At 69.7% G+C, this 25,972-nt stretch carries 23 protein-coding genes; 13 read left to right on the forward strand and 10 right to left on the reverse strand.

Going from position 1 to position 25,972, the window contains the following annotated elements; genetic code table 11:
* Positions 1-22: 22 nt before the first annotated feature.
* The gene (locus RHOOR92_RS0103165) at positions 23-1,324 is read left to right on the forward strand and encodes a TolC family outer membrane protein (RefSeq protein WP_027489568.1); all 1,302 of its coding nucleotides are present in this window, start codon (positions 23-25) and stop codon (positions 1,322-1,324) included.
* A 61-nt stretch (positions 1,325-1,385) separates the two neighbouring features.
* On the opposite strand, the gene waaA is transcribed toward RHOOR92_RS0103165, so the two are convergent.
* Positions 1,386-2,651, reverse strand: a complete 1,266-nt coding sequence (gene waaA / locus RHOOR92_RS0103170) for a lipid IV(A) 3-deoxy-D-manno-octulosonic acid transferase (RefSeq protein WP_007514191.1) — start codon at positions 2,649-2,651, stop codon at positions 1,386-1,388.
* A gap of 115 nt (positions 2,652-2,766) precedes the next feature.
* Here waaA and lpxL point away from each other — a divergent pair, with 115 nt between their 5' ends.
* From lpxL to RHOOR92_RS0103185, 3 genes are all read left to right on the forward strand, one after another.
* Positions 2,767-3,684 (forward strand): LpxL/LpxP family Kdo(2)-lipid IV(A) lauroyl/palmitoleoyl acyltransferase, encoded by a 918-nt coding sequence (gene lpxL, locus RHOOR92_RS0103175; protein WP_231378309.1) that lies wholly within the window; start codon positions 2,767-2,769, stop codon positions 3,682-3,684.
* A 271-nt stretch (positions 3,685-3,955) separates the two neighbouring features.
* Positions 3,956-4,657 (forward strand): polysaccharide deacetylase family protein, encoded by a 702-nt coding sequence (locus tag RHOOR92_RS0103180; RefSeq protein WP_050980856.1) that lies wholly within the window; start codon positions 3,956-3,958, stop codon positions 4,655-4,657.
* Positions 4,654-5,730: a glycosyltransferase family 4 protein gene (locus RHOOR92_RS0103185; protein ID WP_007514185.1), complete on the forward strand. Its 1,077-nt coding sequence runs from the start codon at positions 4,654-4,656 to the stop codon at positions 5,728-5,730. The genes RHOOR92_RS0103180 and RHOOR92_RS0103185 overlap by 4 nt, the downstream gene beginning before the upstream one ends.
* Positions 5,731-5,740: 10 nt before the next feature.
* Here RHOOR92_RS0103185 and RHOOR92_RS0103190 read toward each other — a convergent pair whose 3' ends face one another.
* From RHOOR92_RS0103190 to RHOOR92_RS0103205, 4 genes are all read right to left on the reverse strand, one after another.
* Positions 5,741-6,493 carry a glycosyltransferase family 2 protein gene (locus RHOOR92_RS0103190; protein ID WP_007514183.1) on the reverse strand — a complete coding sequence of 251 codons (753 nt, stop codon included), beginning with the start codon at positions 6,491-6,493 and terminating at the stop codon, positions 5,741-5,743.
* Complete coding sequence (locus RHOOR92_RS0103195) at positions 6,483-7,814, reverse strand: O-antigen ligase family protein (protein ID WP_007514181.1); 1,332 nt, start codon at positions 7,812-7,814, stop codon at positions 6,483-6,485. The genes RHOOR92_RS0103190 and RHOOR92_RS0103195 overlap by 11 nt, the downstream gene beginning before the upstream one ends.
* A gap of 60 nt (positions 7,815-7,874) precedes the next feature.
* Positions 7,875-9,002 carry a glycosyltransferase gene (locus RHOOR92_RS0103200; protein WP_007514179.1) on the reverse strand — a complete coding sequence of 376 codons (1,128 nt, stop codon included), beginning with the start codon at positions 9,000-9,002 and terminating at the stop codon, positions 7,875-7,877.
* 78 nt (positions 9,003-9,080) lie between these two features.
* Positions 9,081-9,290 carry a zinc-finger domain-containing protein gene (locus RHOOR92_RS0103205; protein ID WP_007514177.1) on the reverse strand — a complete coding sequence of 70 codons (210 nt, stop codon included), beginning with the start codon at positions 9,288-9,290 and terminating at the stop codon, positions 9,081-9,083.
* A 198-nt stretch (positions 9,291-9,488) separates the two neighbouring features.
* On the opposite strand from RHOOR92_RS0103205, the gene RHOOR92_RS0103210 reads away from it, so the two are divergent.
* Entirely contained in the window at positions 9,489-10,754 is a 1,266-nt protein-coding gene (locus RHOOR92_RS0103210) for a Yip1 family protein (RefSeq protein ID WP_007514175.1), read from the forward strand.
* Positions 10,755-10,822: 68 nt separating this feature from the next.
* Here RHOOR92_RS0103210 and RHOOR92_RS0103215 read toward each other — a convergent pair whose 3' ends face one another.
* Both RHOOR92_RS0103215 and RHOOR92_RS0103220 read right to left on the reverse strand, forming a co-directional pair.
* The gene (locus RHOOR92_RS0103215) at positions 10,823-11,416 is read right to left on the reverse strand and encodes a YceI family protein (protein WP_007514173.1); all 594 of its coding nucleotides are present in this window, start codon (positions 11,414-11,416) and stop codon (positions 10,823-10,825) included.
* A gap of 36 nt (positions 11,417-11,452) precedes the next feature.
* Positions 11,453-12,046: a malonic semialdehyde reductase gene (locus RHOOR92_RS0103220; protein WP_007514171.1), complete on the reverse strand. Its 594-nt coding sequence runs from the start codon at positions 12,044-12,046 to the stop codon at positions 11,453-11,455.
* A 134-nt stretch (positions 12,047-12,180) separates the two neighbouring features.
* Between RHOOR92_RS0103220 and RHOOR92_RS0103225 the strand changes: the two genes are divergently transcribed.
* Positions 12,181-13,170 carry a mitochondrial fission ELM1 family protein gene (locus RHOOR92_RS0103225; protein WP_027489569.1) on the forward strand — a complete coding sequence of 330 codons (990 nt, stop codon included), beginning with the start codon at positions 12,181-12,183 and terminating at the stop codon, positions 13,168-13,170.
* Between the two features lie 80 nt (positions 13,171-13,250).
* Here RHOOR92_RS0103225 and glnE read toward each other — a convergent pair whose 3' ends face one another.
* Positions 13,251-16,094, reverse strand: a complete 2,844-nt coding sequence (glnE, locus tag RHOOR92_RS0103230) for a bifunctional [glutamate--ammonia ligase]-adenylyl-L-tyrosine phosphorylase/[glutamate--ammonia-ligase] adenylyltransferase (protein WP_037114829.1) — start codon at positions 16,092-16,094, stop codon at positions 13,251-13,253.
* A gap of 128 nt (positions 16,095-16,222) precedes the next feature.
* Here glnE and RHOOR92_RS0103235 point away from each other — a divergent pair, with 128 nt between their 5' ends.
* Together RHOOR92_RS0103235 and RHOOR92_RS0103240 are read left to right on the forward strand one after the other, a co-directional pair.
* Complete coding sequence (locus RHOOR92_RS0103235; protein WP_027489571.1) at positions 16,223-18,115, forward strand: LTA synthase family protein; 1,893 nt, start codon at positions 16,223-16,225, stop codon at positions 18,113-18,115.
* 176 nt (positions 18,116-18,291) lie between these two features.
* Positions 18,292-18,831, forward strand: a complete 540-nt coding sequence (locus RHOOR92_RS0103240) for a hypothetical protein (RefSeq protein ID WP_027489572.1) — start codon at positions 18,292-18,294, stop codon at positions 18,829-18,831.
* 139 nt (positions 18,832-18,970) lie between these two features.
* Here the strand turns inward: RHOOR92_RS0103240 and groL are convergent, their stop codons facing one another.
* Positions 18,971-20,620 (reverse strand): chaperonin GroEL, encoded by a 1,650-nt coding sequence (gene groL / locus RHOOR92_RS0103245; protein ID WP_007514159.1) that lies wholly within the window; start codon positions 20,618-20,620, stop codon positions 18,971-18,973.
* Between the two features lie 109 nt (positions 20,621-20,729).
* Complete coding sequence (locus tag RHOOR92_RS0103250) at positions 20,730-21,023, reverse strand: co-chaperone GroES (protein ID WP_007514157.1); 294 nt, start codon at positions 21,021-21,023, stop codon at positions 20,730-20,732.
* 218 nt (positions 21,024-21,241) lie between these two features.
* Between RHOOR92_RS0103250 and cutA the strand changes: the two genes are divergently transcribed.
* The 5 genes from cutA (at position 21,242) to aroQ (ending at position 25,934) form a co-directional block, all read left to right on the forward strand.
* Positions 21,242-21,595, forward strand: coding sequence for a divalent-cation tolerance protein CutA (gene cutA, locus RHOOR92_RS0103255; protein ID WP_027489573.1), 354 nt, complete (start codon positions 21,242-21,244; stop codon positions 21,593-21,595).
* Between the two features lie 61 nt (positions 21,596-21,656).
* The gene (locus tag RHOOR92_RS0103260; RefSeq protein ID WP_027489574.1) at positions 21,657-22,553 is read left to right on the forward strand and encodes a DMT family transporter; all 897 of its coding nucleotides are present in this window, start codon (positions 21,657-21,659) and stop codon (positions 22,551-22,553) included.
* Between the two features lie 70 nt (positions 22,554-22,623).
* Positions 22,624-24,813: a protein-disulfide reductase DsbD gene (locus RHOOR92_RS0103265; protein WP_027489575.1), complete on the forward strand. Its 2,190-nt coding sequence runs from the start codon at positions 22,624-22,626 to the stop codon at positions 24,811-24,813.
* Positions 24,813-25,349 carry a TlpA disulfide reductase family protein gene (locus tag RHOOR92_RS0103270; RefSeq protein WP_015446612.1) on the forward strand — a complete coding sequence of 179 codons (537 nt, stop codon included), beginning with the start codon at positions 24,813-24,815 and terminating at the stop codon, positions 25,347-25,349. Before RHOOR92_RS0103265 ends, RHOOR92_RS0103270 begins: the two co-directional genes overlap by 1 nt.
* A gap of 132 nt (positions 25,350-25,481) precedes the next feature.
* Entirely contained in the window at positions 25,482-25,934 is a 453-nt protein-coding gene (gene aroQ / locus RHOOR92_RS0103275; protein WP_007514145.1) for a type II 3-dehydroquinate dehydratase, read from the forward strand.
* Positions 25,935-25,972: the final 38 nt, after the last annotated feature.

Genomic DNA, 25,972 nt, shown 5'->3' on the forward strand with positions numbered 1-25,972 from the left:
ACCGATCCCCATGAGGCACCCCATGCGTTTGAAGCTGCTCACTCTTGCCCTGGCCCTGGCCGCCATCTCGCTGCCCAGCCACGGCGAGGATCTGCTCGATGCCTATCGCGATGCGCGCGCCAACGACCCGGTGCTGTCGCGGGCCGACGCCACCCGACTGGCCACCGCCGAAGGGGTGGATCAGGCGCGCGCGCTGCTGCTGCCGCAGATCAGCGCCAGCATGAGCCTCAACCAGACCAACGGCGGCAACCAGATCGGCCACAGCCGCTCGCGCTCGATCAACGGCACGCTCAGCCAGACCGTGCTCGACTTCAGCAAGTACGCCAACCTCAAGGCCGCCCACTCGGCGTCGGACGCGCAGGACGAGCTGTACCAGGCCGCCGCGCAGGAGCTCTACGGGCGCGTGGCCGCGGCCTACTTCGGCGTGCTGACCAGCGAGGACGAGCTGACCTACGCCAAGGCCAACGAGGACGCCTTCCGCCAGCAGTACGAGCAGTCCGACCAGCGCTTCAAGGTCGGCCTCTCGGCGATCACCGACGTCTACCAGGCCAAGGCCTACTACGAAGCCGCCAAGTCGCAGACCATCGCCGCGCAGAACGCGCTCAACGATGCCCGCGAGGCGCTCACCCAGATCACCGGCAAGCCGACCGGCGACCTGAAGAAGCTGCGCGACGACCTGCCGATGCAGCCGCCGGCGCCGGCCGACCAGGACAGCTGGGTCAAGCAGGCGCTGGAAACCAACCCCAACCTGCTCACCCAGAAGTACAACGTGGAGACCGCGCAGCACAACATCAGCGCCGCGCGCGCCGGCCACCTACCGACGATCACCGCCGGCGTCAGCTACGGCAAGGGCGCCGGCTGGTCGGACAGCAACGCGGGGGCACGCTATCGCGACCCGGCCTCGACCACGATCGGGCTGACCCTGAACGTGCCGATCTTCTCCGGCGGCCTCACCCAGTCGCGCGTGCGCCAGTCGATCTACCAGCGCGACGCCGCCACCGATGCGCTGGAAGCGCAGCGCCGCCAGGTGGTGCGCGACACGCTCAATTACTATCGCTCGGTGATCGCCGGCATCGCCCAGGTGGAATCGGCCAAGGCCTCGGTGGAGTCGGGCCGCAAGGCGCTGGAAGCGACCCGCGCCGGTTTCGAGGTAGGCACCCAGACGATGACCAACGTGCTGCTGGCGATCCAGACCTTGACCTCCTCGGAAAGCAGCTACTCGCAGGCCCGCCACCAGTTCATCCTGAACAAGCTGCTGCTCAAGCAGACCGCCGGCACGGCCGAGCTGAAGGACATCGAGACCATCAACGCGCTGCTGCAGTAAGCCGCAAGGCATCGCACGCGAAGACGGCCGGGCCCGCGCCCGGCCGTCTTTTTTTGCGCCGTCACTCCTGCAGCAGGGTGTCGATCAGCCGCATCACCCGCTGCACCGCGCCGCGCTCGCGCTCGAAGACGGCTTGCGCGGCCCGCCCCATGCGCGCGCGCCTGCCCGCATCGAGCAGCAGCTTCAGCGCGGCCGGTCCCAGCCCCGCGGCATCGGCCACGCGCTCGGCACCGCCTTCCTCGATCAGGCTGCGGGTGATCTCCTCGAAGTTGAAGGTGTGCGGGCCGACCAGCACCGGCACCGACAAGGCGGCCGGCTCCAGCACGTTGTGGCCGCCGATCGGGACCAGGCTGCCGCCGACGAAGGCCAGGTCGGAGGCCGCGAAGAACGGCATCAACTGCCCCATCGCATCGATCACGAACACCTGATGCGCGACCGACGGCACGCTTTCGAGGCTGCGCGTGGCGACCGTGAAGCCGAGGCTGCGCACCGCGTGCTCGACCAGCTTGAAGCGCTCGGGATGGCGCGGCGCCAGCAGCAGCAGCGCGTCGGGCAGCCGCTTCAACACCTGCAGGTGGGCCTCCAGCACCGCCAGCTCCTCGCCCTCGTGGGTACTGGCCGCCATCCACACCGGCCGCCGCGGCCCCCAGTGCCCGCGCATCGCCGCGCCTTCGGCCACCGCGCCGTCCGGGATCGGCATGTCGAACTTCATGTTGCCGGTGACCAGCACCTGCTCCGGGTCGGCGCCGAGCAGGCGGTAGCGCGCCGCATCGGTGCGCGACTGCGCGGCGATCAGGCGCACGCAGCGCAGCGCCGAGCGCAGCAACCCGCGCAGCGGCTTGTAGCCGCGCAGCGAGCGTTCCGACAGCCGCGCGTTGACGATCATCAGCGGGATGCCGCGCCGGCGGCAGGCAAAGTACAGGTTCGGCCAGATCTCGGTTTCCACGATCAACGCCAGCCGCGGCCGGATCTTCTTCAGGAAGCGGCCCACCGAGTACGGCAGGTCGTACGGCAGGTAGACGTGGAACACACTGTCGCCGAACAGCTGCTGCACACGCGCGGTGCCGGTCGGCGTGACCGTGGTGATCACCAGCGGCGCGTTCGGATAGTCGCGCCGCAGCGCCTTGATCAGCGGCTCGGCCGCATTCACCTCGCCCACCGACACCGCATGCACCCACAGGCTGCCGTGGAAACCGGGCGGGTCGAAGAAGCCGAAGCGTTCCGGCCAGCGCCAATGATAGGGTCGCGAGCGCACGCCTCGCGCCAGCAGCCGCAGCACCAGCAGCGGCGTCGCCAGGTACATCGCGAGGGTATAGAGATAGCGCAACGATAGGGATCCGTCGGTCCAGCGCGGCAGTATACGAGAGCAGGCGCGCCATCATGGCCGGGGCGCGGTGCGTTGCCGCTTCCCCGCCTCCACTACAATGGGCACGATGCCCGGCATGCCCCGTCCCACCTTCACCCGCTCGCTGCTCGCGCCGCGCCACTGGCCGGCGTGGCTGGGCGCGGGCGTGATCTGGCTGATCGCGCGGCTGCCGCAGCGCGCGCTGATGTGGCTGGGCCGGCAGCTCGGCGCGCTGGTGCGGCGGCTTCCCTCCGAGCGGCGGCGCATCGCCGCGGCGAACATCGCATTGTGCTTTCCCGAACTCGATGCCGCCGCGCGCGCTGCACTGGTCGACGCGAACCTGCGCGACATCGGCCTGATGCTGGTGGAGTTCGCGCTGGGCTGGATGGGCAGCGACCGCCGCATCGCCGCCATACCGACCCGCATCGAGGGACTGCAGCACCTCGCGGCGGCACGCGCGCAGGGCAGGGGCGTGCTGCTGGTCGGCGGGCACTTCTCGCACCTGGAGCTGTGCGCGCGGCTGGTCTCGCAACGCATCCGCATCGCCGGCATGTACCGCCGGATGGACTCGGCCGTGTTCGAGTGGGCGGTGCTGCGCGCGCGGCTGGACTACGCCGACGCGATGTTCGAGAAGGACGACCTCCGCGGCAGCGTGAAGTACCTGCGCGGCGGCGGCACGCTGTGGTACGCGCCGGACCAGGACATGCGCAGCAAGGACACCGTGTTCGTGCCGTTCTTCGGCGTGCCGGCGGCCACCATCACCGCCACCCATCACCTGGCGCGGATGTCCGGCGCGCTGGTGATCCCGTTCTTCCATCGCCGCCTGCCCGACGGCGAGGGCTACGCGCTGCGCCTGGGCGCGCCGCTGGACGGTTTCCCCGGCACTGACGTGGCCACCGACACCGCCCGCGTCAACGCCTGCATCGAACAGATGGTGCGCGAGGCGCCCGAGCAGTACCTGTGGGTGCACAAGCGCTTCAAGACCCGCCCACCCGGCGCCGCCGCGATCTACTGACCCGTCCGACAGCCGGGTGAAAGCCTGGCCCGCCAAAAATGGCGCCACTTTCGAGACCCGGGTCGACGCCGGCGACCCGCCTCGCCGCCGAGTGGCGACTTTTGCGCAACGGCTCCGACCCGTGGCGACCGCTAGCCCCTCCGGGCCTGCGGCACGAGCGGGCCGGCACGGATCCGCGCGATGGTTCGCCGCTCCCTTGCGCCGCACCGGCACAGGAGTTGCAAGAGTGAGCGATGCCGCTGCGCAGGGCACACCGGCCCTGCCCATCCTGATGTACCACAACATCGCGCGCGCGCCGCGCGACCTGCGCGTGTACCGCAGCCTGTTCGTCAGCCCGGCCGCGTTCGCGCGGCAGATGTGGCTGCTGCGCCGGCTCGGTTACAGCGGGCTGTCCATGTCGGCCGCGATGCCCTACCTGCGGGGCGAACGTACTGGCCGCGTCGCCGTCATCACGCTGGACGACGGCTACGCCGACAACCTGGACGCCGCGCTGCCGATCCTGCAGCGCTACGGCTTCAGCGCCACCTGCTACGTCGTCAGCGGCAGCATCGGACGATACAACCAGTGGGACGCCGATCGGCTGGGCGTGCGCAAGCCGCTGATGTCGGCGGAGCAGCTGCGCGACTGGCACCGCGGCGGCATGGAAATCGGCGCGCACAGCCGCAGCCACCCGCGCCTGACGCAATGCGACGACGCGCAGTTGCGCGAGGAGATCCACGGCAGCAAGGCCACGCTGGAGGATCGCCTCGGCGCCGCGGTCACCCAGTTCTGCTATCCGTACGGCGACGCCGACGATCGCGTGGCCGGCGTGGCGCGCGAGGCCGGCTTCACCGCCGCCACCACGACCCGGCGCGGCCGGGCCCGCGCCGGCATGGACCTGTGGCAACTGCCGCGGGTGCAGGTGGCACGCCACCACCTGCTGCCGCAGTTCGCCCTGCGGGTGCTGTCGCGCTACGAGGACCGCCGCGCGTGAAACTGCTTTTCGTCGGCACCAACCCCGAGAACACCGGGGCCGCCAGTCACTTCGTCGCCCTGGCACAGGCGATGGCCGCGGCCGGGCACCAGGTCGGTGCGGTGGTCTATCCCGATGGCCTGATCTGGCAGGGCTTGTCCCAGTCCGAAGTCCGCCGGTACGGGGCGAGATTCCGCAACGTGTTCGACCTGCGTGGCTATGTCGCCGTCATCAAGGCCGCGCGCCAGCTCAAACCGGACTGGCTGGTGGGCAATTTCGGCAAGGAATACTGGCCGCTGATCCTGATCGGACGGCTGCTGCGCATTCCGGTGGCGCTGTTCCGGCACCGCACGCCGCCGATGAAACGCATTTCCGCGTGGCTGATCCCGCGCCTCGCGCAACGTTTCCTCGCCGTCTCGCAGCATGCCCGCCAGGCCTACCTGGATCGAGGCGTCCCGGGCTCCCTGGTTCGGGTGCTCTACAACCCGGTCAACACCGCGCAGTGCCGGCGCGATCCGCGCCAACGCCGCGCGATTCTGCACTCGCTCGGCCTGGACGAGGATGCGATCGTGCTCGGCTACAGCGGCCGCATGCACCGCGGCAAGGGCATCTTCCCGCTGTTCGAAGCGGCCAGCGCGGCGATGGCGGAACAGCCGCGGCTGCATTGCCTATGGCTGGGCGACGGCCCGGATGCGCCGGCCCTGCGCGCGCTCGCCGCTGCGGATGTAACCGCGGGCCGGCACCACTTCCTGGGCTGGATCAACGACATCCATCCCTATTACAGCGCACTCTCCATGCTGGCCTTCCCGTCGATTGCCACGGAAACCTTCGGCCGGGTCTCGGTCGAGGCGCAGGCCGCCGGCGTCCCCGTGCTGGGCAGCGACCTCGGCGGGATTCCCGAGACGCTGCAAACGGGCGTGACCGGCCTGCTGCTGCCACCGGGCGACGTGGCAGCGTGGCGCGAGGCGATCCTGAAGCTGTGCGATCCGGCCTTGCTGGCATCGATGGGTGCGGCCGCGCACGACTACGTGGAGCAGCATTTCAGCATGCGGGTGATCGCCTCCCGGTTTCTGCAGATACTGACCGGCGGTTGACCCCGCCGGGTCAGTCCCGCGGCCGCTGCCGCTCGTACAGCTTGGCGTATTTCAGGAACGCGTAGAACGCGTGGATGCGCGCCGCGATGAAGCCGGCCCAGCCGGAACGCCAGTGCCCGCGCAGCAGGTAGTAGCGCAGAAACGCCACCGTCGGGTACGCCACCATGCGCAGCCGCAGCCAGCTGACCTTGCGTTTGGCCAGGTCGGCCTGTTGCAGGCTGGAGTAGCGGTTCGCCTTGGCCACGCGGCCGGCGATGTCAGGCTCGCCATGATGATCGATGACCGCGTCGAGCACGCCCACCGGACCGTCCACCTGCACTTCCTCGTGCACTTCGTGGTCGCTCATGCGCGCACGCTGCCGGTCGAACAGGCGCACGTAGTGGTTGAGCCGGCCGCGCCGCGACTGCCAGCGCCAGAACTGCCACTCGCGCCGCCACAACCGGTAAGCCGCGTGGGCCGGCGCGCACAGCGCCTGCTGCAGGCACGCGGCGGCATCCGCATCCAGCGATTCATCCGAATCCAGCAGCAGCACCCAGCGATGGCTGGCCAGGTCGATCGCCGCCTGCTTCTGCGCGCTGTAGCCGGCGAACGGCTGCGCGTGGATACGCGCGCCGTAGTGCGCGGCGATCGCCGTGGTGGCGTCGCTCGAGCCCGAGTCCAGCACCACGATCTCGTCGGCCCAGCTCACCCCGCGCAGGCAGGCGTCGAGCGTGCCGGCGCTGTTGAACGTGGTCACCACCACCGACAACTGTTCACGCCCCATCGCTCGCCTCCACGGGGCGTGCTTCTTTGAGGAGTCCGGCACGGATGCCGGGCTCTTCTTCGCCGGCAGGGATGCCGGCAACGAATAAACTGGCACACCACAGCCCGAGCAGCCAGGCGAACAGCAAGCCCCACCACGCCGAATAGAACGCCAGGTGGGTGTTCAACGGAAACAGCATCACGCCCAGTGCCAGCGTGGCCGGGAACGCCCGCGCCCGCGCCGCCGCGCCAACCCGGCGCCACGCGCGCCACGCGAGCGCGACGCCGGCCAGCCACAGCAGCAGGCCAAGCGTGCCGGTCTCGGTGAGGATCTCCAGTACCAGCTGGTGCGCGTGACAGGCGCCCTCGCCCACGCCGCAGGCTTCGTCGGTGGCCACGAAGTGGTCGGTCGCCGGCGCGTACTGCGGATACGCGTAGCGGAAGCCACGCACGCCGACGCCGTTGATCGGGTGCGCCGCAAACATGCCGAGGCTGGCGTGCCAGATGTCGAGCCGGCCGCTGAGCGCGGTATCGAGCGACTGGTCGGTGCCATGCAGCACCAGCAAGGTACGCTCCATGCGCTCGTGGAACCGCGTCGAGACCTTCCAGGCGATGCCGCCGGCCAGTACCAGCAGCACCGCCGCGACCGCGCAGAGACCGGCAAAGCGCAGCGGCGAACGCGCCTCGCGCCAGGCGAAGCCCAGCGCCACCAGCGCGTAGCAGAGCCAGGCGGCGCGCGAGCCGGCCAGCAGCACCGGACCCAGCACCAGCGCGAACGCCAACAGCAGGCCCGGCAGGCCCCAGCGCCGTCGCGCCGCCCACAGCGCGAACGGCGACAGCACCGCGAGCGTCGGCCCCAGCTTGAGATTGTCCGCGCCGAAGATGCCGGAAATACGCTCGGCCTCGGCGTGCCCGCCCAGGCTCCAGCCGGTCAGCGCCTGCAGCCAGGCATCGGCGCACCACAGCGCCAGCACCCAGGCCACCGCCACGTACAGCGCCTGCAGCTTGGACTCGCGGCGGATCGCGAAGCAGGCATACAGGCCCAGCGGCGCGTAGCGCAGCAAGGCGGCCGCCGTGCTCCAGCTCTTGCCTGGGCGGATCGCGTCGACGGCGGAGCACAGCGCCGCCGCCACGTAGGCGGCGAGCAGCCACAGCAGCAATTGTGCGCCGGGGTGCTGGCGCAGCGCCTGCGGTTCGCGCGCGAACAGCAGGATCACCCCGAGCAGGCACAGCGCGGTGCCCAGCTCGGCACTGCGCCCGAACGGCAGCAGCGCAATCACCAGCCAGAACGGCAGCAGCGGGGAACGCAACGCGGCCTTGAGCGAAGTAGCGAAGGAGTTCATGCGCGCACCGTGGCGAAGACGACCACGCATTGTAGGCGAGCGGATGCGCCCGCTGCCGCCTCAACCGGCGGCCACCTCGTCGTACAGCGCCAGCGTGGCCTGCTGCATGTCGACCAGGCGGTAGCTTTGCAGCGGCGAGATCGGCGGCGCCACCCGCAGCAGCTCCGCGGCGCGCTCGACCAGCCGCTCGCGATCGCCCGGCGGCACGCGGCCGGCCGGATACAGCTCCGCCAGCAATTCGCCGACGCCGCCGTGCGCGTAGCCCAGCACCGGGCGACACAGCGACAGCGCCTCGATCACCGTGCGCCCGAACGATTCGGGCCGGTTCGACAGCTGCAGCACCAGCGCCGAGATCGCGTAGATGTCGCGCACGTCGTGGCGCGGCGGCGTCAGCACCACCTGCGAGGTCATCCCGCGCACGCGGATCAGCTCGCGCAGTTCGGCCACGTAGGCCTCGCGGCCGGGCTCGATCACGCCCAGCAGCAGCAGTCGGGCCTCGATGCCGCGGCGCTTCAGGTCAGCCAGCAGCTCAACCGCATCGTGGTGCCCCTTCAGCCGCGTACCGCGCCCGGGCAGGGTCAGCAGCGGCGCGCCGGCCAGCGCCGGGAACTCGGCGAAGAAGGCTTTCTGCCAGGCGTCGTCGGGACGATGCCCATAGGGAAACGCTTCCGGGTCGATGCCGCGCGGGATCACCCGCACCCGGCCCGGCTCCAGCCAGCGGTAATGGCTCAGCACGTAGTCGCGCAGGGTCTGCGAGACCGCGATCACGCGCTCGCCACGCAGCAGGATCGCGCTGTAGCGGCCGGGCGAATTGAGCCCGTGCACGGTGGTGACGAAATGCGGCCGCGGCGTCATTCCCTTCAGCGCCCACCAGCCCAGCCAGGCCGGCAACCGCGAACGGGCATGCACGATGTCGGGCTTCAGCTCGCGCAGCACCCGGCGCAACGCGCCGAGCCGGGCCAGCGTAGCCAGCGACTTGCGGCCCAGGTCCAGCGTGATGTGCTCGCTACCCTCGGCCTGCAGCTGTTCGACCAACCGCCCGCCGGCCGAGATCACCACCGAGCGGTGGCCGGCCTGCACCAGCGCCCGTGCGATCTCCAGCGCCGAACGCTCCGCGCCGCCGGAATGCAGCGCAGGGATCAACTGGACCACGGTCAGCAGCTTGACGGGCACGACCATGCTGGACATGAGCTCGGGGCTGGAGGCTTTCATCCTCTGGGGACAAGCAAAAACAATGCCGCCAGCGGCGTGGACGGGCCGGGACGATCAGTCGCGCAGCACGTAATGCGCGGCACAGTAGGCGCAGACTGTCTCGCCGCCGTCATCGACGATCGGCAGGTACACCCTGGGATGCGAATTCCACAACGCCATGCCGGGCATCGGACAGGACAACGGCAGGTCGGCGCGCGTCACTTCGTAACGATTTTCGGCATTTGCCGGCACCAGCGGCACCGTCGCGGAAAGGGGGGACGACATCAGCGGACTCCGGACTGGACATCAGGCCGCAAATGGTAGCAGGCTGCAGCCTTCTGTCGGGGGACAGCGCAGGGAACACCGGGGAAGCAGCCATGGCGAGAGCGCCATCGGGTTGCCGCCACGATCGTCATGAAGTGAGCACACCAACCTCAACCCGGCGCACGCACCGGGTCAACTGCATGAGCTTAGGAGCTGATCATGGATTTCGGAAAGATCATTGAGCGTATCAAGGCCATCCTGACCACGCCCAGGACCGAGTGGCCCGTCGCCGCTGCGGAACCGGCCAGCGTGCAGGGCCTGTACGCCGGCTACATCGCGATCGTCGCCGCCCTGCCGATCATCGCCGGCTTCATCAAGGGCAGCCTGATCGGCGCGGGCGCGTTCGGCATCACCGTGCGCACACCGATCGGCATGGGCATCGTCGGCATGGTGCTGCACTACGTGCTGGCGCTGGCGATCGTCTATGTGGTGGCGCTGGTCATCAACGCGCTGGCGCCCACCTTCGGCGGCCAGAAGGACATGGTGCAGGCGCTGAAGACCGTGGCCTACTCGTGGACCGCCAGCTGGATCGCCGGCATCGCGGTGATCGTGCCGTGGCTGGGCTGGCTGATCGCGATCGCCGGTGCGATCTACGCCATCTACCTGCTGTACCTGGGCCTGCCGCACACCATGAAGTGCCCGCCGGAGAAGGCCGGCGGCTACACCGCGGTCAGCGTGATCATCGCGATCGTGCTGAGCTGGATCGTCGGCGCAATCGTGGTCGGCGTGATCGGCACCGCGGCGATGACGGGCGCCTCGATGGGTGGCATGCACGTCACCGGCAGCAACGGCGACAGCGTCACCGTCGACAGCAACAGCGCGCTGGGCAAGCTCGCCGCGATCGGCCAGCGCGCCGAGCAGGCCGGCAAGGAACTGGACGCGGCGCAGAAATCCGGCGACAGCGCCGCACAGTCCGCCGCGATGGGCAAGATGATGGGCGCGATGTCGGGCGCCGACGGCACGGTCGAGGCACTGGCGCCAGACCAGATCAAGGCGTTCCTGCCCGACAGCCTGGGCAACCTCAAGCGCAACAGCCTGTCGGCCGAGCGCAACAGCGCGATGGGCATGCAGATCTCCCAGGCCAGCGCCGGCTACGCCGCCGACAACGGTCAGCACATCACGCTGGAAGTCTCCGACACCGGCGGCGCCAAGGGCTTCATGTCGCTGGCCGCCGCGATGGCGCCGGAGGAGGAGAAGCAGACCGAGCACGGCTACGAGAAGACCTACAGCGCCGACGGCAACCTGGTCCACGAAGAATGGGACACCCAGTCAAAGTACGGCGAATACAGCGTGGTGGTCGGCAAGCGCTTCACGGTGAAGGCGAACGGCAACGTCGACAGCATCGACCAGCTGAAGCAGGCGGTGGCCAGCGTCGACCTGGCCAAGCTGGAATCGCTGAAGAACGCCGGCGTGAAATCGAACTGACGCAGGTTTTCTGCGCCCACAAAAAAACCGCGCCGACGATGGCGCGGTTTTTTGTGGGTCACCGCAACCTACTTGGCCGCGGCCTGCTTCGGCACCGAGGCCTCGGTGGTGATGCGGATGGCCAGCTCGTCGCTGACGTTCGGCACGTAGGCGCCGACGCCGAAATCCGAGCGCTTGATGCTGGCGGTGGCGTCGAAGCCGATCGATGGCGCCTTGGTCATCGGGTGCGGGCCGATCTTGTTCAGCGTCGCGGCCAGCACCACCGGCCGGGTCACGCCGTGCACCGTGAGGTTGCCGCTGACCTTGAACTTGTTGCCGCCCAGCGGCTGCACGGCGGTGCTCTTGAAGGTCACCACCGGATACTTCCCGGCATCGAGGAAGTCCGGCTTCTTCAGGTGTTCGTCCAGCGCCGGCACGTGGGTGTCGAGGAGCTCCAGCGGCAGGGTCACGTCGACGCTGGACTTGGCCGGGTGCTGCTCGTCGAACACCAGCGTGCCCTCGCCCAAGCCAAGGTTGGCGGTGGGATTGGAGTAGCCGAAGTGGTTCCAGCTGAACAGGACCATGGTGTGGGCCGGGTCGAGCTTGTAGGTGACCGGAGCGGCCTGGGCCGCCACGACCGCGCCGAGCAGGCCGGCGAAAACGAGATACTTCAGTGCGCGCATGAACGTGGCTCCTGTAGATGATGGGGAAAATGGAAATCAGGCGATCGTGCAGGCTTCGTCGAACCCCAGCCGCGGGCTGCGCGCGAACAGGTTGCGGCTGGCGTCGCCGTAGCCGATGCTGATCAGGAAGTTCGACTTGATCGAGGTGCCGGCAAAGAACGCCGCATCCACGCCGGCATTGTCGAAGCCGGACATCGGGCCGCAGTCCAGCCCGACCGCCCGCGCCGCCAGCAGCAGGTAGGCGCCCTGCAAGGTGGCATTGCGGAACGCAGTGGTGTCGATCAGCGGCTGGTTGCCGACGAACCAGCTCCTCGCGTCGGCGTGCGGGAACAGCTTCGGCAGCTTTTCGTAGAACGCGTGGTCGGTGGCCACGATCGCGGTCACCGGCGCCTCCATGGTCTTGGCGCGGTTGCCGTCGGACAGGAACGGCTCCAGCTTCGCCTTCGCCGCCCGCGACTTCACGAATACCACCCGCGCCGGCGAGGAGTTCGCGCTGGTCGGCCCGAACTTGGCCAGCTCGTAGATCTGCTGCAGCTGCTCGTCGCTCACTTCTTTCGGCAGCCACGCATTGAAGGTGCGGGCATGGCGGAACAACTGGTCCAGACTGGCCTCGGAAAGCAACTCGCTCATCGGTATCCTCTGTGGAAAGACGCGTCGTCAATGACGCCATTCAACCAGTTTATAGGTGGTCGCATGCGAACAGTTGACCCATAAGAGGAACGTACAGTGTTCATTCGCGAAACAATGCCGCGACGCCTGCGCCCATGCTGAAACTGCAAGGCGAATGCTGGGTGATCACCGACCACGCCGCCGGCAACCAGCGCCAGGCACTGGCGCTGGCCGAACACCTGCAGCTGCCGCTGCGCCACCTGGTGCTGCAGCCGCGGGCGCCGTGGTCGTGGCTGGCGCCACGGCTGGAACTGGGTGGCCGGCTCGCCCTGCCCATCCAGCAGCGCCGCTTGTTCACGCCGCCGTGGCCGGCGGTGGCGATCGGCTGCGGTCGCGCCGCCGCGCTGTTCACCCGCATGCTGCGCCGGCTGTCCGACGGGCAGTGCTACACCGTGCAGATCCTGAACCCGCGCATCGACCCCGCGCGCTGGGACACGGTGATCGCTCCCCGTCACGACCAACTCGACGGCCCGAACGTGCTGCGCCCGCTCGGCTCGCTGAACTCGGTGGACGACGAGTGGCTGGCCGACGGCCGCGAATCCTGCCCCAGCTTCGCCGAGCTGCCGCAGCCGCGCGTGGGCGTACTGCTCGGCGGCCCGCGCCAGGGCATCGCACTGGACGCCGACTACGCCCACCGGCTCGCCGCACGCCTGCTCGAACGCCAGCACCGCGAGGGCGGCAGCCTGCTGGTACTGGGTTCGCGGCGCACCTCGCCGGCGCTGGTCGAAGTGTTCCGCCAGGCCCTGCGCGGCGCGCCCGGCCTGCTCTGGGCCGGCCCCGACGACGGCCGCAATCCCTACCCCGGCGTACTCGGCTGGGCCGACCGGCTGGTGGTCACGCCCGACTCGGTGAACATGCTCTCCGAAGCCTGCGCCGTCGGCTGCCCGGTCGAGACCCTGGTCACCGCACCGCTGCCGGCGAAGCTCGCGCGCTTCCACCAATCGCTGCGCGAGGCCGGGCGGCTGCATGACCTGGATGAATCGACTCCTGCCACCCCGCCATCACCGCTGCGCGAAACGGCCACCATCGCCGCCGCGCTGCGCGAGCGGATCGCACGGCGACAGGCGACGCAACTGACGGACTGAGAACGGTCCGGACAACGGCCGTCCTGCCCGCTTTCGCGGGAATGACGAGCAAAAACCGGCGTCCATGAAGCGTCCGCGATTCAGCCGAACGCAAAGCCCAGCGCATCGGTGACCTCGCGCACGCTGGCGCACAACTGCGCCAGCTCGGCATCGCGCGGCGCGATGCGCGAGCGCAGGTCGAGCGTGCAGGTCAGCGCGCGGCGCAGCAGGTCGGCATGGGCCACGCCGAGGACCGCCGCCTGGTCGTTGTCGAGCAGCCCGGCGACGCGGCAGGCCTCGATCAGCCCGGCATTCGCGGTGACGCCGAGCAGGGCCGGCTGCGCGGCCGCGTGCGCCAGCACCAGTCCCTGCAGCGCGAACTCGATGTCGAGCAGGCCGCCGTGGCCCTGCTTGAGGTCGAACCGGCGCTCGTCGGAACGGTCGCGCTCGGCGCGCCAGCGCGCCCGCATGCTGGCGACCTCGGCCAGCACGGTGGCGCGCTCGCGTGGCACCGCCAGGATCGCGCGGCGCACCCCGGCCAGCTCGACGTTGATTACGCCGTCGCCGGCCACCGGCCGCGCACGCAGCAGCGCCTGGTGCTCCCACGTCCACGCGCGGCTCTGCTGGTAGGCCATGAACGCGTCGAGGCTGCTGACCAGCAGGCCCTTGGAGCCGTCCGGGCGCAAGCGGGTGTCGACTTCGTACAGGCGCCCGCCGCGGGTCAGCACGGTGAGCCAGTTCATCACCCGCTGGGCCAGTCGCTGGTACCAGCGCGAGCCCTCGATCGGCCGCGCACCGTCGCTCAGCGCGTGCGCGCGGCGACCGTCGTACACGAACACCAGATCCAGGTCGGAGGCGAAGCCCAGCTCCTCGCCGCCGAGGCTGCCGTAGCCCAGCACGGAAAAACCCGAACCTTCACCGGGCAGGCGACCGTGTTGCACCACCAGCTCGCGCTCGGCCAGCGCCAGCACCGCGCCGACCACCGACTCGGCCAGCGCGGCCAGCCGGCGCGCGGTGGCCACCGCGTCGGCGCGGCCGTCGTTGAAGGCCAGCCCGAGGCGGAACGCGGTGGACGCCTTGAACTCGTTGATCCGCTCCAGCTCCGCCTCGGCCTCGCGCTCCTCCAGCGTGCCCAGCACGCGCGCGATCTCGGCGGTGATGTCGGCGCGCTTGAGCGGCAATTGGTCGATGCGCGGATCGAGCACGTCGTCCAGCAGCAGCGGCTGCGCGATCACGCGCTCGGCCAGGAACGCGCTGTCGGCGAACAGCCGCACCAGCCGGCGGCGTGCCGGCGGCTGCTCTTCCAGCAGCGCGAGATAGGACGAGCGCCGCGCCACCGCCTGCATCAGCCGGCACAACCGCAGCAGGCTGGGCACCGGTGCGGTGGTGGCGCGTGCGGCGTCGAACAGCTGCGGCATCAGGTGGTCGAGCCGCTCGCGCGAGCGCGGCGACATCGCGCGCACCGCCGCGGCCTGCGGCAATTTCAGCAGGGCATCGGCCAGCTCGGCGCCGGGCGCAAAGCCGGAGGCTTCCAGCGTGGCGGCCTCCAGCGATTCGTCGCAGGCGCGCTGCCACAGCACCAGGTCGGCGGCCGGCACGCGGGCGGCGCGGCCGCCCTGCGGCATCAGCACGGCGGCGAATTCCTCGCTGACGCTGGCGCGCTGTTTCGCCAGCGCCGCATGCAGGCTGTCCCAGTCGGGATAGTCCAGGCTCAACGCGATGCGTTCGCGGCTCAGCGCGTCGGCGGGGATGTCGTGGGTCTGCGCGTCGCGCAGCATCTGCACGCGGTTCTCGACCCGGCGCAACAGCACGTACGCCTCGCGCAGCATGCGCGCGCGCGCCGCGCCGATGTGGCCGCGCGCCTCGCACGCAGTCAGCGCGCCGAGCAGGCCGCGTACGCGCAAGCTGGGCTCGCGGCCGCCGCGGATCAGCTGGGTCAGCTGCACGATGAACTCGATCTCGCGGATGCCGCCGGCGCCGAGCTTGAGGTTGTCGGCCAGGTCCTTGCGCGCCACCTCGGCGTCGATCAGCGCCTTCATCTCGCGCAGTCCGGCGAACGCGGTGTAGTCGAGGTATTTGCGGTAGACGAACGGGCGCAGCAGCTCCTGCAGCTGCTTGCCGGCGACGCGGTCGCCGGCCACCGGGCGCGCCTTGATCCAGGCGTAGCGTTCCCAGTCGCGGCCCTCGTTCTGGTAGTACTGCTCCATCGCGGCAAACGACAGCGCCAGCCGCCCGGCGTTGCCGAACGGGCGCAGGCGCAGGTCGACCCGTGCGCAGATGCCGTCCATGGTCGGCTCGTTCAGCAGGCGCACCAGCTGGCGCCCGAGCCGCACGAAGTACTCGCTGTTGTCCAGCGCGCGTGCGCCGTCGCTGTGGCCACCCTGCGGGTAGGCCAACACCAGGTCGATGTCGGAGGAGAAGTTCAGCTCGCTGCCGCCGAGCTTGCCGAAGCCGATCACCAGCAGCCGCTGCAGCGCGCCGTCGTGGTCGCGACTGGCGCCGTAGCGCGCGGCCAGCGCGCGTTCGGACCAGCCCAGCGCCAGCGCCAGCAGCACCTCGTACAGCACGCTGGTGGCCGACAGCGTTTCCGGCAATTCGTCCAGGGCGTTGACGTCGCGAAACACCAGCCGCAGCGCCTCGGCATGGCGGAAGCGGCGCAGCACGGTCATGCAGGCGGCCTCGTCCGCCGGCAGCTTCAGGGCGTCGCTGCGCGCGCTGGCATCGCTGCCCGAGCGCAGCCGCTCCAGCCCGGCCGGCGCCAGCAGCTGCGGCTGGCGGCACCACACGTCGAACGCGAAATCGCTGGCCAGCAGGGTGCGCCGGATCCGCTCGGCCACGCCGGCATCGTCATGCAGCGGCACCCCGGCGGCGCGGCAGCGGGCAGCCAGGTCGCCGTAGCGGTCGTCGATCAGCGCCTGCAGCGCGGCGGATTCGGGATGGCTCATCCTGCCATTGTGCCGCATGCCGGGCGCCTGCCGGGACCACGCCGACGGACCACCGGCACCTACCCGCTGTTCATGCGAATGCCATTACATTGACCCGTCCAGACCATGACAGCAAACGCGGCACTGCCATGCCCTTGAACTCCGCCCACCCACTCGCACACTGGCGCGTCGTCGTTCCCCGCGTCGGGTTGCTGTTGTTGCTGGCGCTGGCCTTCGTGCTGCTGACCGGGCTGCTGGACGGCGGCATCGGGGTGACCCCGCTGCGCCTGTTCGACCAGGCGCGCTATCCGCTGGCCAACGCCTGGCCGGGCCTGCTGCTGGCCGGCCTGCTGCTGGCGATCAGCCGCCGCGCGCTGCTGTCGTTCGCGCTCGCGTTCCTGCTGCAGGGACTGCTGTACGCGGTGAACGTGCTGAAGGTGGCGAACCTAGGCACGCCGCTGCTGCCGGACGATTTCCGCATCGTCGGCCAGTTGCACAAGGGCGGCATGCACATCCTGTCCGGCTACCTGCCGCACAGCCCGTGGCCGTACCTGGGCCTGCTCGCCGCGGTGGCGCTGATCGTCGCCGCGTGGCGGCTGGAGCCACCGCTGTTCGCGCGCCGCACGCGCGGCGCGCGCCTGCTCGGCGGCAGCGTGCAGGCGCTGGCGCTGGCCAGCATGCTGGTCGGCCTACCCGCCTGGGCGAAGGTCTACAACGCGAAGACACTGTGGCTGGAACCGTGGTCGACGATCTCCACCACCACCCATTCCGGCCTGGTCAGTGCGCTGATGCTGTTCCATCTCGAATACGGCAAGGGCGAGCACAAGCCCGACCGCGCCGAGGCGGCCCGGCTGATCGAGCAGTCCACGCCGGCCCTGCTGCAGTCGATGCAGGCGCCGGGCGCCGCTGGCGAGCTGCCCGACATCGTGGTGGTGCAGAGCGAGTCGTTTTTCGACCCGAGCATCATGCGCGGCTACGAGCACAGCAACTTCGCGCCGAACCTGCGCCGGCTCGCCGCACACGGCAGCAGCGGCAAGCTGCACGTGCCCACCTTCGGCGGCGGCACCATCCGCACCGAGTTCGAGTTTCTCACCGGGTTGTCGCTGCGCTACTTCGACAACCTGCAGTTCCCCTACCTGCAGATGAGCCACAAGGCGCTGCCGGGGCTGGTGCGCACGCTGAGCCGGCATGGCTACTCGACGCTGGCCCTGCACGGCAACGACCCGGCGTTCTGGAACCGCACCGCCGCGTTCAAGGCGATCGGCTTCGACCGCTTCGTGTCGCAGTCGTCGTTCCCGCCCACCGCGGCGAACGACGGCAAGTACATGGCCGACAGCGCGATGACCGACGAGATCATGGCCCAGCTGAAGGACGACGGCCCACCGCAGTTCATCTTCGCCATCAGCATCGAGGCGCACGGCCCGTACGACGTCGAGCCGGCCCGCATCGCCGAACGCGACGCGATCCCGGTGCCCGAGGGCATCGAAGGCCGCGACAAGCTGGAGCTGCAGACCTACCTCTACCACCTGAAGCACGCCGACGCCGAACTCGGCCGGCTGGTGAAGCTGCTGGCCCAGCGCCAGCGGCCCAGCGTGGTGCTGTTCTATGGCGACCACCTGCCCGCGCTGAGCAACAGCTACCAGATCGCCGGCTTCGTCGACGGCGGCGACATGCTGGGCCAGGCCGGCGTGTGGCTGCTGGTCGACCCGAAGCACCCGGGCAAGCGCCGCACCACCGACACGGCGTCATGGCTGCTGCCCGGCAAGCTGCTGGCGCACGTCGGCATCCACGACGATCCGTACTTCGCGCTGACCGAACTGGTCGGCCCGCAGCTGGCCGCGCTCACCGAGGCCCCCGGTGCGCCGCCGCTGGCCGAGGGCGACGCGCAGCAGCAACTCGACCAGGCCATGGCCAGCATCGACCAGCTGCGCATGAAGGACAAACTGGACAGCCTGTTGCCGCGGCCGGCGGCGCCGGCGGCGACCGGCGCCCTTGCCCATGGCGACGCCGCGCCGGGGCCGTCATCCGCTGCCGTCCGGTGACGCGCGGAACCCGGCGCTGGCGTCGGGATTGCCGTTCAGCGAACTGTCCGGCAGCTGAAGACCGCGACCCCGTGTTCAGACGACAGTCTGCCAGCGACGCCTAGGTTCGACGTGCCCGCGGAGCAGCGTGCAGGGGCGTGCCCGGCGGCCTTTCCCCTATCGTGGAGGCTCATCCCATGCGCAAGACCATGCTTTCCGTCCTCGTCATCGGTGCCAGCGTATTCACCGCATCCGCCTTCGCCCAGGCCCATCTCGGCGGCGCCGCTCAGGTCGGTGCCAGCGCCCACGTCGGCGCCGCGGCGCCGAGCGCCCTGCACGCCGTCGGCCAGACCACCGCGCAGACCGAACGGCGCCTACAGCGCACCGACTCCCGCCTGAAGCGCCACACCCGCAAGGCCGTCGACACGAGCCGCTCGAGCACCGACGACCACGCCGACGCCGACGCGAATGCCAACGGCACGATCGGAGCGGGTGCCGACGACTCGCATGCCGATGCCAACGCCAACGTCGAGGCCGGCGCCGGCCTCGACACCGCCGCCACCGCCGGCAAGGCCGGCGAGATGGGCCAGGGCGTGGGTGGCGACGTGCGCGACGCCGCGCATACGGCGATCCAGTCCACCGACCGCGCCGCCGGCTCGGTCGGCGACGCAGTGAAGGGCGTCAACGCCAGCGGCAACGTCGGCGCCAGCGGCAACGCGAACGCCCACGGCCACTGAGCCCACTGCCATCGGTACGGCATCTCGTCCATGCCGGCAAGGCAAAAGAAAAACCCCGCCTCGGCGGGGTTTTTCGTGTCGCGTGCCCTTCGACTTGGCCGCTGCGCGGCTACGCTCAGGGCGAACGGCTGCGGCCGGATCAGAAATCCATGCCGCCCATGCCACCCATGCCGCCGCCCATGCCGCCGGCGCCGTGGTTGTGCTCTTCCTTCTTCGGCAGCTCGGCGACGATCGCCTCGGTGGTGATCGCCAGGCCGGCGACCGACGCGGCATGCTGCAGGGCCGTGCGGGTCACCTTGGTCGGATCCAGGATGCCCATCTCGACCATGTCGCCGAACTCGCCGGTGGCGGCGTTATAGCCGAAGTTGCCCTTGCCTTCCTTGACCTTGTTGAGCACCACGGACGGCTCTTCGCCGGCGTTGGCGACGATCGCGCGCAGCGGCGCTTCCAGCGCGCGGCGGGTGATCGCGATGCCGAGGTTCTGGTCGGTGTTGTCGCCCTTCAGACCTTCGACCGCCCTCAGCGCGCGGATCAGCGCGACGCCGCCGCCGGGGACCACACCTTCCTCGACTGCCGCACGGGTCGCGTGCAGGGCGTCTTCGACGCGCGCCTTCTTTTCCTTCATCTCGACTTCGGTGGCGGCACCGACCTTGATCACCGCCACGCCGCCGGCCAGCTTGGCCACGCGCTCCTGCAGCTTTTCGCGGTCGTAGTCGGAGGAGGTCTCCTCGATCTGCGCCTTGATCTGCTTGATGCGCGACTGGATCTTCTCCGCCTCGCCGGCGCCGTCGATGATGGTGGTGTTTTCCTTGGTGATCACGATGCGCTTGGCGCGACCCAGGTCGCCGATGGTGGTCTTCTCCAGCGACAGGCCGACTTCCTCGGACACGACCTGGCCGTTGGTGAGGATGGCGATGTCTTCGAGAATGGCCTTGCGGCGGTCACCGAAGCCCGGCGCCTTGACGGCGGCGACTTTGACGATGCCGCGGATGGTGTTGACCACCAGCGTGGCCAGCGCCTCGCCTTCCACTTCCTCGGCGACGATCAGCAGCGGCTTGCCGGCCTTGGCGACGGCTTCCAGCACCGGCAGCAGCTCGCGGACGTTGGAGACCTTCTTGTCGTGGATCAGGATGTACGGGTCGTCCAGCTCGACCTGCTGGCTCTGCTGGTTGTTGATGAAGTACGGCGACAGGTAGCCGCGGTCGAACTGCATGCCCTCGACCACGTCCAGCTCGTTCTCCAGACCCGAGCCTTCCTCGACCGTGATCACGCCTTCCTTGCCGACCTTCTTCATCGCGGTGGCGATGATGTCGCCGATGTTGGTGTCGGAGTTCGCCGAGATGGTGCCGACCTGGGCGATTTCCTTGTCGTTCGCGGTGGGGTTGGACAGCTTCTTCAGCTCGCCGACGGCGGCGATCACCGCCTTGTCGATGCCGCGCTTCAGATCCATCGGGTTCATGCCGGCGGCGACCGCCTTGAGGCCTTCCTGGATGAACGCCTGCGCCAGCACGGTGGCGGTGGTGGTGCCGTCACCGGCGACGTCGGAGGTCTTGGAGGCGGCTTCCTTGACGATCTGCGCGCCGAGGTTCTCGTACTTGTCGGCCAGCTCGATCTCCTTGGCGACGGACACGCCGTCCTTGGTGATCGTGGGGGCGCCGAAGCTCTTCTCGAGCACGACGTTGCGGCCCTTCGGGCCGAGCGTGACCTTGACGGCATTGGCGAGCGTGTTCACGCCCTTGAGGATGCGCGAGCGGGCGTCTTCGCCGAAGCGGACTTCTTTAGCGGCCATAAAATTTTTCCTTGAAAAATTTTGAAATAAGTAAAGGGGTTTTGCAGCGGATCACCGAACCGTACGGTGTGCGCGCTTCAACGCGCTCGACCCGGCCCGGCCAAAGGCGTCAGCCCTCGATCACCGCCACGATGTCGTCTTCCTTCAGGAAGACCAGCTCTTCGCCGTCGATCTTGATTTCCTGCCCAGCGTACTTGCCGAACAGCACCACGTCGCCGGCCTTCAGCGACATCGGGCGCACCTTGCCGTCGCTCATGATCAGGCCGGTGCCGGCAGCGACGACCTTGCCGCGGGTCGGCTTCTCGGTGGCGCTGTCGGGGATGACGATGCCGCCGGCGGAGACGCGCTCTTCTTCGAGACGCTTGACGATGACGCGGTCGTGCAACGGACGCAGTGTGCTCATGGATGACTCCAGCTGTTACAAGTGGTTGATGGGCAAGTCTTTCAAGATCCGGGCCTGCGATCTTGTTAGCACTCGGAGTGAATGAGTGCCAATTTTACGTGTCTACGACGCCGCTGCAAGAGCTGCGTGACCCGGGATGGATAAGCTAATTGGGCGGGCGGCTGCGACTTTCAAGAGTGATCGGCGAAATCGACCTGCAACCGGGGTAGGCTTGACGGATGACCCGGCCTGCAGCGCCCAGCGCCGTCCTGCTCTGCTATTGCGCCTGCCCCGACACGGCCAGCGCGCAGGCGATCGCCGGAGCGTTGGTGGACGAACGGCTGGCCGCCTGCGTGAACCGCCTGCCCGGGGTCGTCTCGACCTATCGCTGGCAGGGCCGCGTGGCCACCGAGGGCGAGGAGCTGCTGCTGATCAAGACCACCGCCGCGCGCTTCGACGCGCTGAAGGCGCGGCTGCTCGAACTGCACCCGTACGAGTTGCCCGAGCTGGTCGCGGTGCCGGTGCAGCGCGGCCACGCGGCCTATCTGGACTGGGTGCGCGCTGCGACCGGCGAGGCGCCGCAAGACTGCTGACAGCCCTTGTCAGTGGCGCCTGGGCAGACTGGACATCCCCGCCCCTGCCGCTCCCCCCGAGATGAAGAAGATCGACTATGCCGTGCTGCTCTCGCTGGGCGCCCTGTGGGGCGGCTCGTTCCTGTTCATGCGGATGGGCGCCGGCGCCTTCGGCGCCCTGCCGCTAGCCGGCTTGCGCGCGGTCGGCGCGGCGTTGTGCTTCCTGCCGCTGCTGGCCTCGCGCGCGCGGCTCGCCGAATGGCGCGCGCACTGGAAACCCATCGCCGTGGTCGGGCTGACCAACTCAGCGCTGCCGTTCGTGCTGTTCACCTTCGCCACGCGCAGCCTGCCGGCGGGGCTGGCCTCGATCATCGACGGCATGACGCCGATGTTCGCCGCCCTGATCGGCTGGCTCTGGCTGGGCCAGCGACTGGACGCCTGGCGCGGCGCCGGACTGGCGATCGGCTTCGCCGGCGTGGTCTGGCTGGCCGAGGGCAGCCTCGCGCTGGGGCCCGGTGCGGGCATGGCGCTGCTCGCCTGCGTCGCCGCCACCGTGCTGTATGGCTATGCGGTGCATTACACCCACCTGCGCCTGGCCGGCGTGACGCCGCTGGTGGTGACGGTCGGCAGCCACATGGTCGCCGCGCTCCTGCTGCTGCCGACGACGCTGCTGGCGTGGCCGGCGAAGGCCCCACCGCTGCAGGCATGGCTGGCGGCCGCAGGGCTGGCCGTGCTGTGCACCGCGCTGGCCTACGTGCTGTTCTTCTGGGTGCTGGCGCGGGTCGGCGCGACGCGGATCATGGTGATCCCCTACCTGATCCCGGCGTTCGGCGTGCTGTGGGGCGCCCTGCTGCTCCACGAGCCGGTGAGCGCCCGCATGCTTGGCGGCTGCGCGGTGATCCTGCTGGGCACGGCACTCACCACCGGGCTGGTGCGCACGCGCCGCACGCCGCCATCACTGGCCGCCGAGGAGACATAAGGCCGCAACGAGGGGTGGGCGGCGGCATGGTCCATAATGGCCTTCTCGCTGCTGCGCCCCTGGAATCGCGATGCGTCTGATCACCGGTCGTCTGACCGCCCACCTGCCCGCACTGGCCTTGCTGCTGGGCCTGCTGTGCGCCGCGCCCGCGCCGGCACAGGACACGGACAACCTGCTGCCGGTGACCGAGGCGTACAAGCTGAGCGCCGACGCCGCCACGCCTGGCATGCTGAAGCTGCACTGGACCATCGCGCCGGACTACTACCTCTACCGCGGCCGCATGAAGTTCAAGGGCGGCGACGGCGTCACCCTCGGCGAGGCGCAGCTGCCGGACGGCGAGAAGCACCACGACGAATACCTCGGCGACGTGGAGACCTATCACCACGGCGTCGACGCCAGCATCCCGTACACCGTCGCCGCCGGCACCACGCGGCTCACCCTGAGCGTGCAGTACCAGGGCTGCCACGAGGTCGATCCGAAGATCTGCTACCCGCCGCATACCGAGCCCCTTGACCTGCCGCTACCCACCGCTGCCGGCGCTGCGGCCACGCCGGCTGCCGGCAGCGCATTGGGCGCAGCACTCGACCGGCTCGGCAGCCATGCGGGCGCAGCCACGACCGGCGCGCCGCTGCCGGCCGAGCAGGCGTTCCGCTTCGCGGCGCTGGCGCAAGGTCCCAAACAGCTGTTGCTGCGCTGGACGATGCCGAAGGGCTACTACCTGTACCGCGACCAGACCACGCTGAAGCTCGCCGACGCCGCCGGCCTCGCGCTGAAGCCCGCCTGGCCGGCCGGCACTGCGCATCATGACGAACACTACGGCGACGTCACCGTGTACTTCGACCAGGTCGAGCTGCCGGTGACGCTGGAAGGCGACCACTTGGCCGGCCGCAAGCAGCTCGCGCTGCAGGCGAGCTTCCAGGGCTGCCAGGACGGCGGCCTGTGCTATCCGCTGATGACGCGCGCAGTGCAGATCGACCTGAACGGCGGTGCGCCGGCCACCGCGGTGGCAGCGCCGGAACGCCCGCCAGGCGATCTTGCCGACGGCCCGCTGCAGGTCAGCCTGCTCGCCGCACTGCTGCTGGCGCTCGGCGGCGGCCTGGTGCTGAACCTGATGCCGTGCGTGCTGCCGGTGCTGTCGATCAAGGCGGTCAGCGTACTGGAGAGCGGCGGGAACCGTGCCACCGCGCGCCGGCACGCGCTGTTCTACACCGCCGGCGTGCTGTGCAGCTTTGCCGCGCTGGGGCTGGGCATCCTCGCCCTGCGCGCGGCCGGCCACGCGCTGGGCTGGGGCTCGCAGCTGCAGCAGCCGCTGCTGGTCGGCGCGTTGGCCTGCGTGATGCTGGCGGTGGGCCTGTCGATGTCCGGCGTGGTGCAGTTCGGCGCCTCGCTGGGCAATACCGGCGCGGCACTGGCGTCGCGCTCCGGCCCGGCCGGCGACTTCTTCACCGGCGTGCTGGCGGTGGTGGTGGCGAGCCCGTGCACCGCGCCGTTCATGGGCAGCGCGCTGGCGTATGCGTTCGCCGCGCCGATGCTGTCGGCGCTGCTGGTGTTCCTGATGCTGGGCGTAGGGCTGGCGCTGCCGTTCCTGGCGGTCGGCTTCGTGCCCGCATTGGCGCGCCTGCTGCCGAAGCCCGGCCGCTGGATGGAAACGCTGAAGCAGGTGCTGGCCTTCCCGATGTACCTCACCGCCGCCTGGCTGGTGTGGGTGCTGGCCAACCAGCGCGGCGCCGACGCGGTCGGCCTGGTGCTGGTGGCGATGGTGCTGCTGGCGATGACGCTGTGGTGGTTCGAGCGCAGCCGCTCGCGCGGGGCGGCCAGCAAGATCGCCGTGGCGGTGCTGGCAGTCGCCACCCTGGTGCCGATGTACCTGCTCGCCCACGTGCCGCCGCCGTCGAGCACGGCCACAGCGGAGGACGGCGTAGTCGCCTACAGCCCGCAGAAACTCGCCGAATTGCGCGCAGCCGGCACCCCGGTATTCGTCGACATGACCGCCGACTGGTGCGTCACCTGCAAGGCGAACGAGCACGCGGTACTGGGCACGCAGGCGTTCCGCGACCTGCTCCAGCGCACCGGCGCGGTCTACATGAAGGGCGACTGGACCGACGTCAACCCGACCATCAGCGCGTTCCTGCAGCAATACCACTCGCCCGGCGTGCCGCTGTACGTGGTGTTCCCGAAAGACGGCGGCCCCGGCAGGCGACTCTCCACCGTGCTGACCCGCTCGCTGGTCGAGCGGGCGCTGACCGAAGCGGCGCACTGATGCTCGGTCGCGGCAACTGGCTGATCCTCGGTCTGGCCGTGCTGCTCGCCGCACTGGGCGGCTACCTGCAACACCGCCAGCGGCCTGCCGGGACGCCGCCGACTCTGCTCGGCCAGCCGTTGCCGCCGCTGGTGCTGCCCGACCTCGACGGCAAACCGCATCGGCTGGACGATTACCGCGGGCACCGCCTGCTGCTCAATTTCTGGGCCAGCTGGTGCGCGCCCTGCCTGCGCGAGATGCCGGCGCTGGCCGAGGCCCAGGCCAAGTTCGGCGAACAGGAGGCGATCGTGATTGGAATCGCGATGGATGAGCCGGCGCACGTTCGCGCCTTTTTGGCCGCACATGCGGTGGATTACCCGATCTTGATCGGCGACATGGGCCCGCCAAGCACGTCGCTGAAACTCGGCAATACGCAGCAGGTGCTGCCATATAGCGTATTGATCGACACCGATGGGCGCATCTTGGCCACCCATGCCGGCCCGCTGTCGGCGGCGCAGCTGGCGCATTGGCTGGCACCGGCATCCACCGGGCGTTGACATACGCTCACGGATGGAAACCCGGCGCTTCTCCGCCAAACATCGTCGATCTGCAGCGAACTGGACAAGATTCCCGACTGCGCGCACACTGCGCCGGGTTCCGGGAGCTCCGGACGCTGGCCGGACGATGCCGTGGCGAAAATCCTGGTCCTGCACGGACCCAACCTCAACCTGCTGGGTGCACGCGAGCCGCACATCTACGGCCGCGAGACACTGGCCGAGATCAACCAGCAGCTGGCCGAGCGTGCGCGCGCGGCCGGGCACGAGCTGGCCTGGTTCCAGTCCAACGCCGAGCACGAGCTGGTCGGGCGCATCCATCAGGGCCGCGACGACGGCACCGCGATCGTCCTGTGCAATGCCGGCGCGTTCACCCACACCAGCATCGCCTTGCGCGACGCGTTCGCCGCGGCGGCGATGCCGTTCATCGAGCTGCACCTGTCGAACGTGTTCGCCCGCGAGCCGTTTCGCCACCACTCCTACCTGTCCGACATCGCACTCGGTGTGATTTGCGGCTTCGGCGGCGACAGCTACCGGCTGGCACTGGACGCGGCGTTGCAGCGGCTGCAGGCAAGCCCCGCCCCCTGACCGAACCCGGCCGCACGGCCCACCCCATTCACTCCCGG

It is taken from the genome of Rhodanobacter sp. OR92, assembly GCF_000427545.1.
GTDB lineage: Bacteria > Pseudomonadota > Gammaproteobacteria > Xanthomonadales > Rhodanobacteraceae > Rhodanobacter > Rhodanobacter denitrificans.

What these genes read in the sequence shown, in the direction of transcription:
- RHOOR92_RS0103260 (WP_027489574.1), top strand. Translation starts at nt 21,657, where the DNA reads ATGAAGAAGATCGACTATGCCGTGCTGCTCTCGCTGGGCGCCCTGTGG.
- RHOOR92_RS0103225 (WP_027489569.1), top strand. Translation starts at nt 12,181, where the DNA reads ATGCTGAAACTGCAAGGCGAATGCTGGGTGATCACCGACCACGCCGCC.
- RHOOR92_RS0103210 (WP_007514175.1), top strand. Translation starts at nt 9,489, where the DNA reads ATGGATTTCGGAAAGATCATTGAGCGTATCAAGGCCATCCTGACCACG.
- RHOOR92_RS0103190 (WP_007514183.1), bottom strand. Translation starts at nt 6,493, where the DNA reads ATGGGGCGTGAACAGTTGTCGGTGGTGGTGACCACGTTCAACAGCGCC.
- RHOOR92_RS0103240 (WP_027489572.1), top strand. Translation starts at nt 18,292, where the DNA reads ATGCGCAAGACCATGCTTTCCGTCCTCGTCATCGGTGCCAGCGTATTC.
- RHOOR92_RS0103265 (WP_027489575.1), top strand. Translation starts at nt 22,624, where the DNA reads ATGCGTCTGATCACCGGTCGTCTGACCGCCCACCTGCCCGCACTGGCC.
- RHOOR92_RS0103270 (WP_015446612.1), top strand. Translation starts at nt 24,813, where the DNA reads ATGCTCGGTCGCGGCAACTGGCTGATCCTCGGTCTGGCCGTGCTGCTC.
- RHOOR92_RS0103235 (WP_027489571.1), top strand. Translation starts at nt 16,223, where the DNA reads ATGCCCTTGAACTCCGCCCACCCACTCGCACACTGGCGCGTCGTCGTT.
- RHOOR92_RS0103220 (WP_007514171.1), bottom strand. Translation starts at nt 12,046, where the DNA reads ATGAGCGAGTTGCTTTCCGAGGCCAGTCTGGACCAGTTGTTCCGCCAT.
- RHOOR92_RS0103205 (WP_007514177.1), bottom strand. Translation starts at nt 9,290, where the DNA reads ATGTCGTCCCCCCTTTCCGCGACGGTGCCGCTGGTGCCGGCAAATGCC.
- RHOOR92_RS0103180 (WP_050980856.1), top strand. Translation starts at nt 3,956, where the DNA reads ATGTACCACAACATCGCGCGCGCGCCGCGCGACCTGCGCGTGTACCGC.
- glnE (WP_037114829.1), bottom strand. Translation starts at nt 16,094, where the DNA reads ATGAGCCATCCCGAATCCGCCGCGCTGCAGGCGCTGATCGACGACCGC.
- RHOOR92_RS0103250 (WP_007514157.1), bottom strand. Translation starts at nt 21,023, where the DNA reads ATGAGCACACTGCGTCCGTTGCACGACCGCGTCATCGTCAAGCGTCTC.
- RHOOR92_RS0103195 (WP_007514181.1), bottom strand. Translation starts at nt 7,814, where the DNA reads ATGAACTCCTTCGCTACTTCGCTCAAGGCCGCGTTGCGTTCCCCGCTG.
- RHOOR92_RS0103200 (WP_007514179.1), bottom strand. Translation starts at nt 9,002, where the DNA reads ATGTCCAGCATGGTCGTGCCCGTCAAGCTGCTGACCGTGGTCCAGTTG.
- RHOOR92_RS0103165 (WP_027489568.1), top strand. Translation starts at nt 23, where the DNA reads ATGCGTTTGAAGCTGCTCACTCTTGCCCTGGCCCTGGCCGCCATCTCG.
- RHOOR92_RS0103215 (WP_007514173.1), bottom strand. Translation starts at nt 11,416, where the DNA reads ATGCGCGCACTGAAGTATCTCGTTTTCGCCGGCCTGCTCGGCGCGGTC.
- cutA (WP_027489573.1), top strand. Translation starts at nt 21,242, where the DNA reads ATGACCCGGCCTGCAGCGCCCAGCGCCGTCCTGCTCTGCTATTGCGCC.
- groL (WP_007514159.1), bottom strand. Translation starts at nt 20,620, where the DNA reads ATGGCCGCTAAAGAAGTCCGCTTCGGCGAAGACGCCCGCTCGCGCATC.
- lpxL (WP_231378309.1), top strand. Translation starts at nt 2,767, where the DNA reads ATGCCCCGTCCCACCTTCACCCGCTCGCTGCTCGCGCCGCGCCACTGG.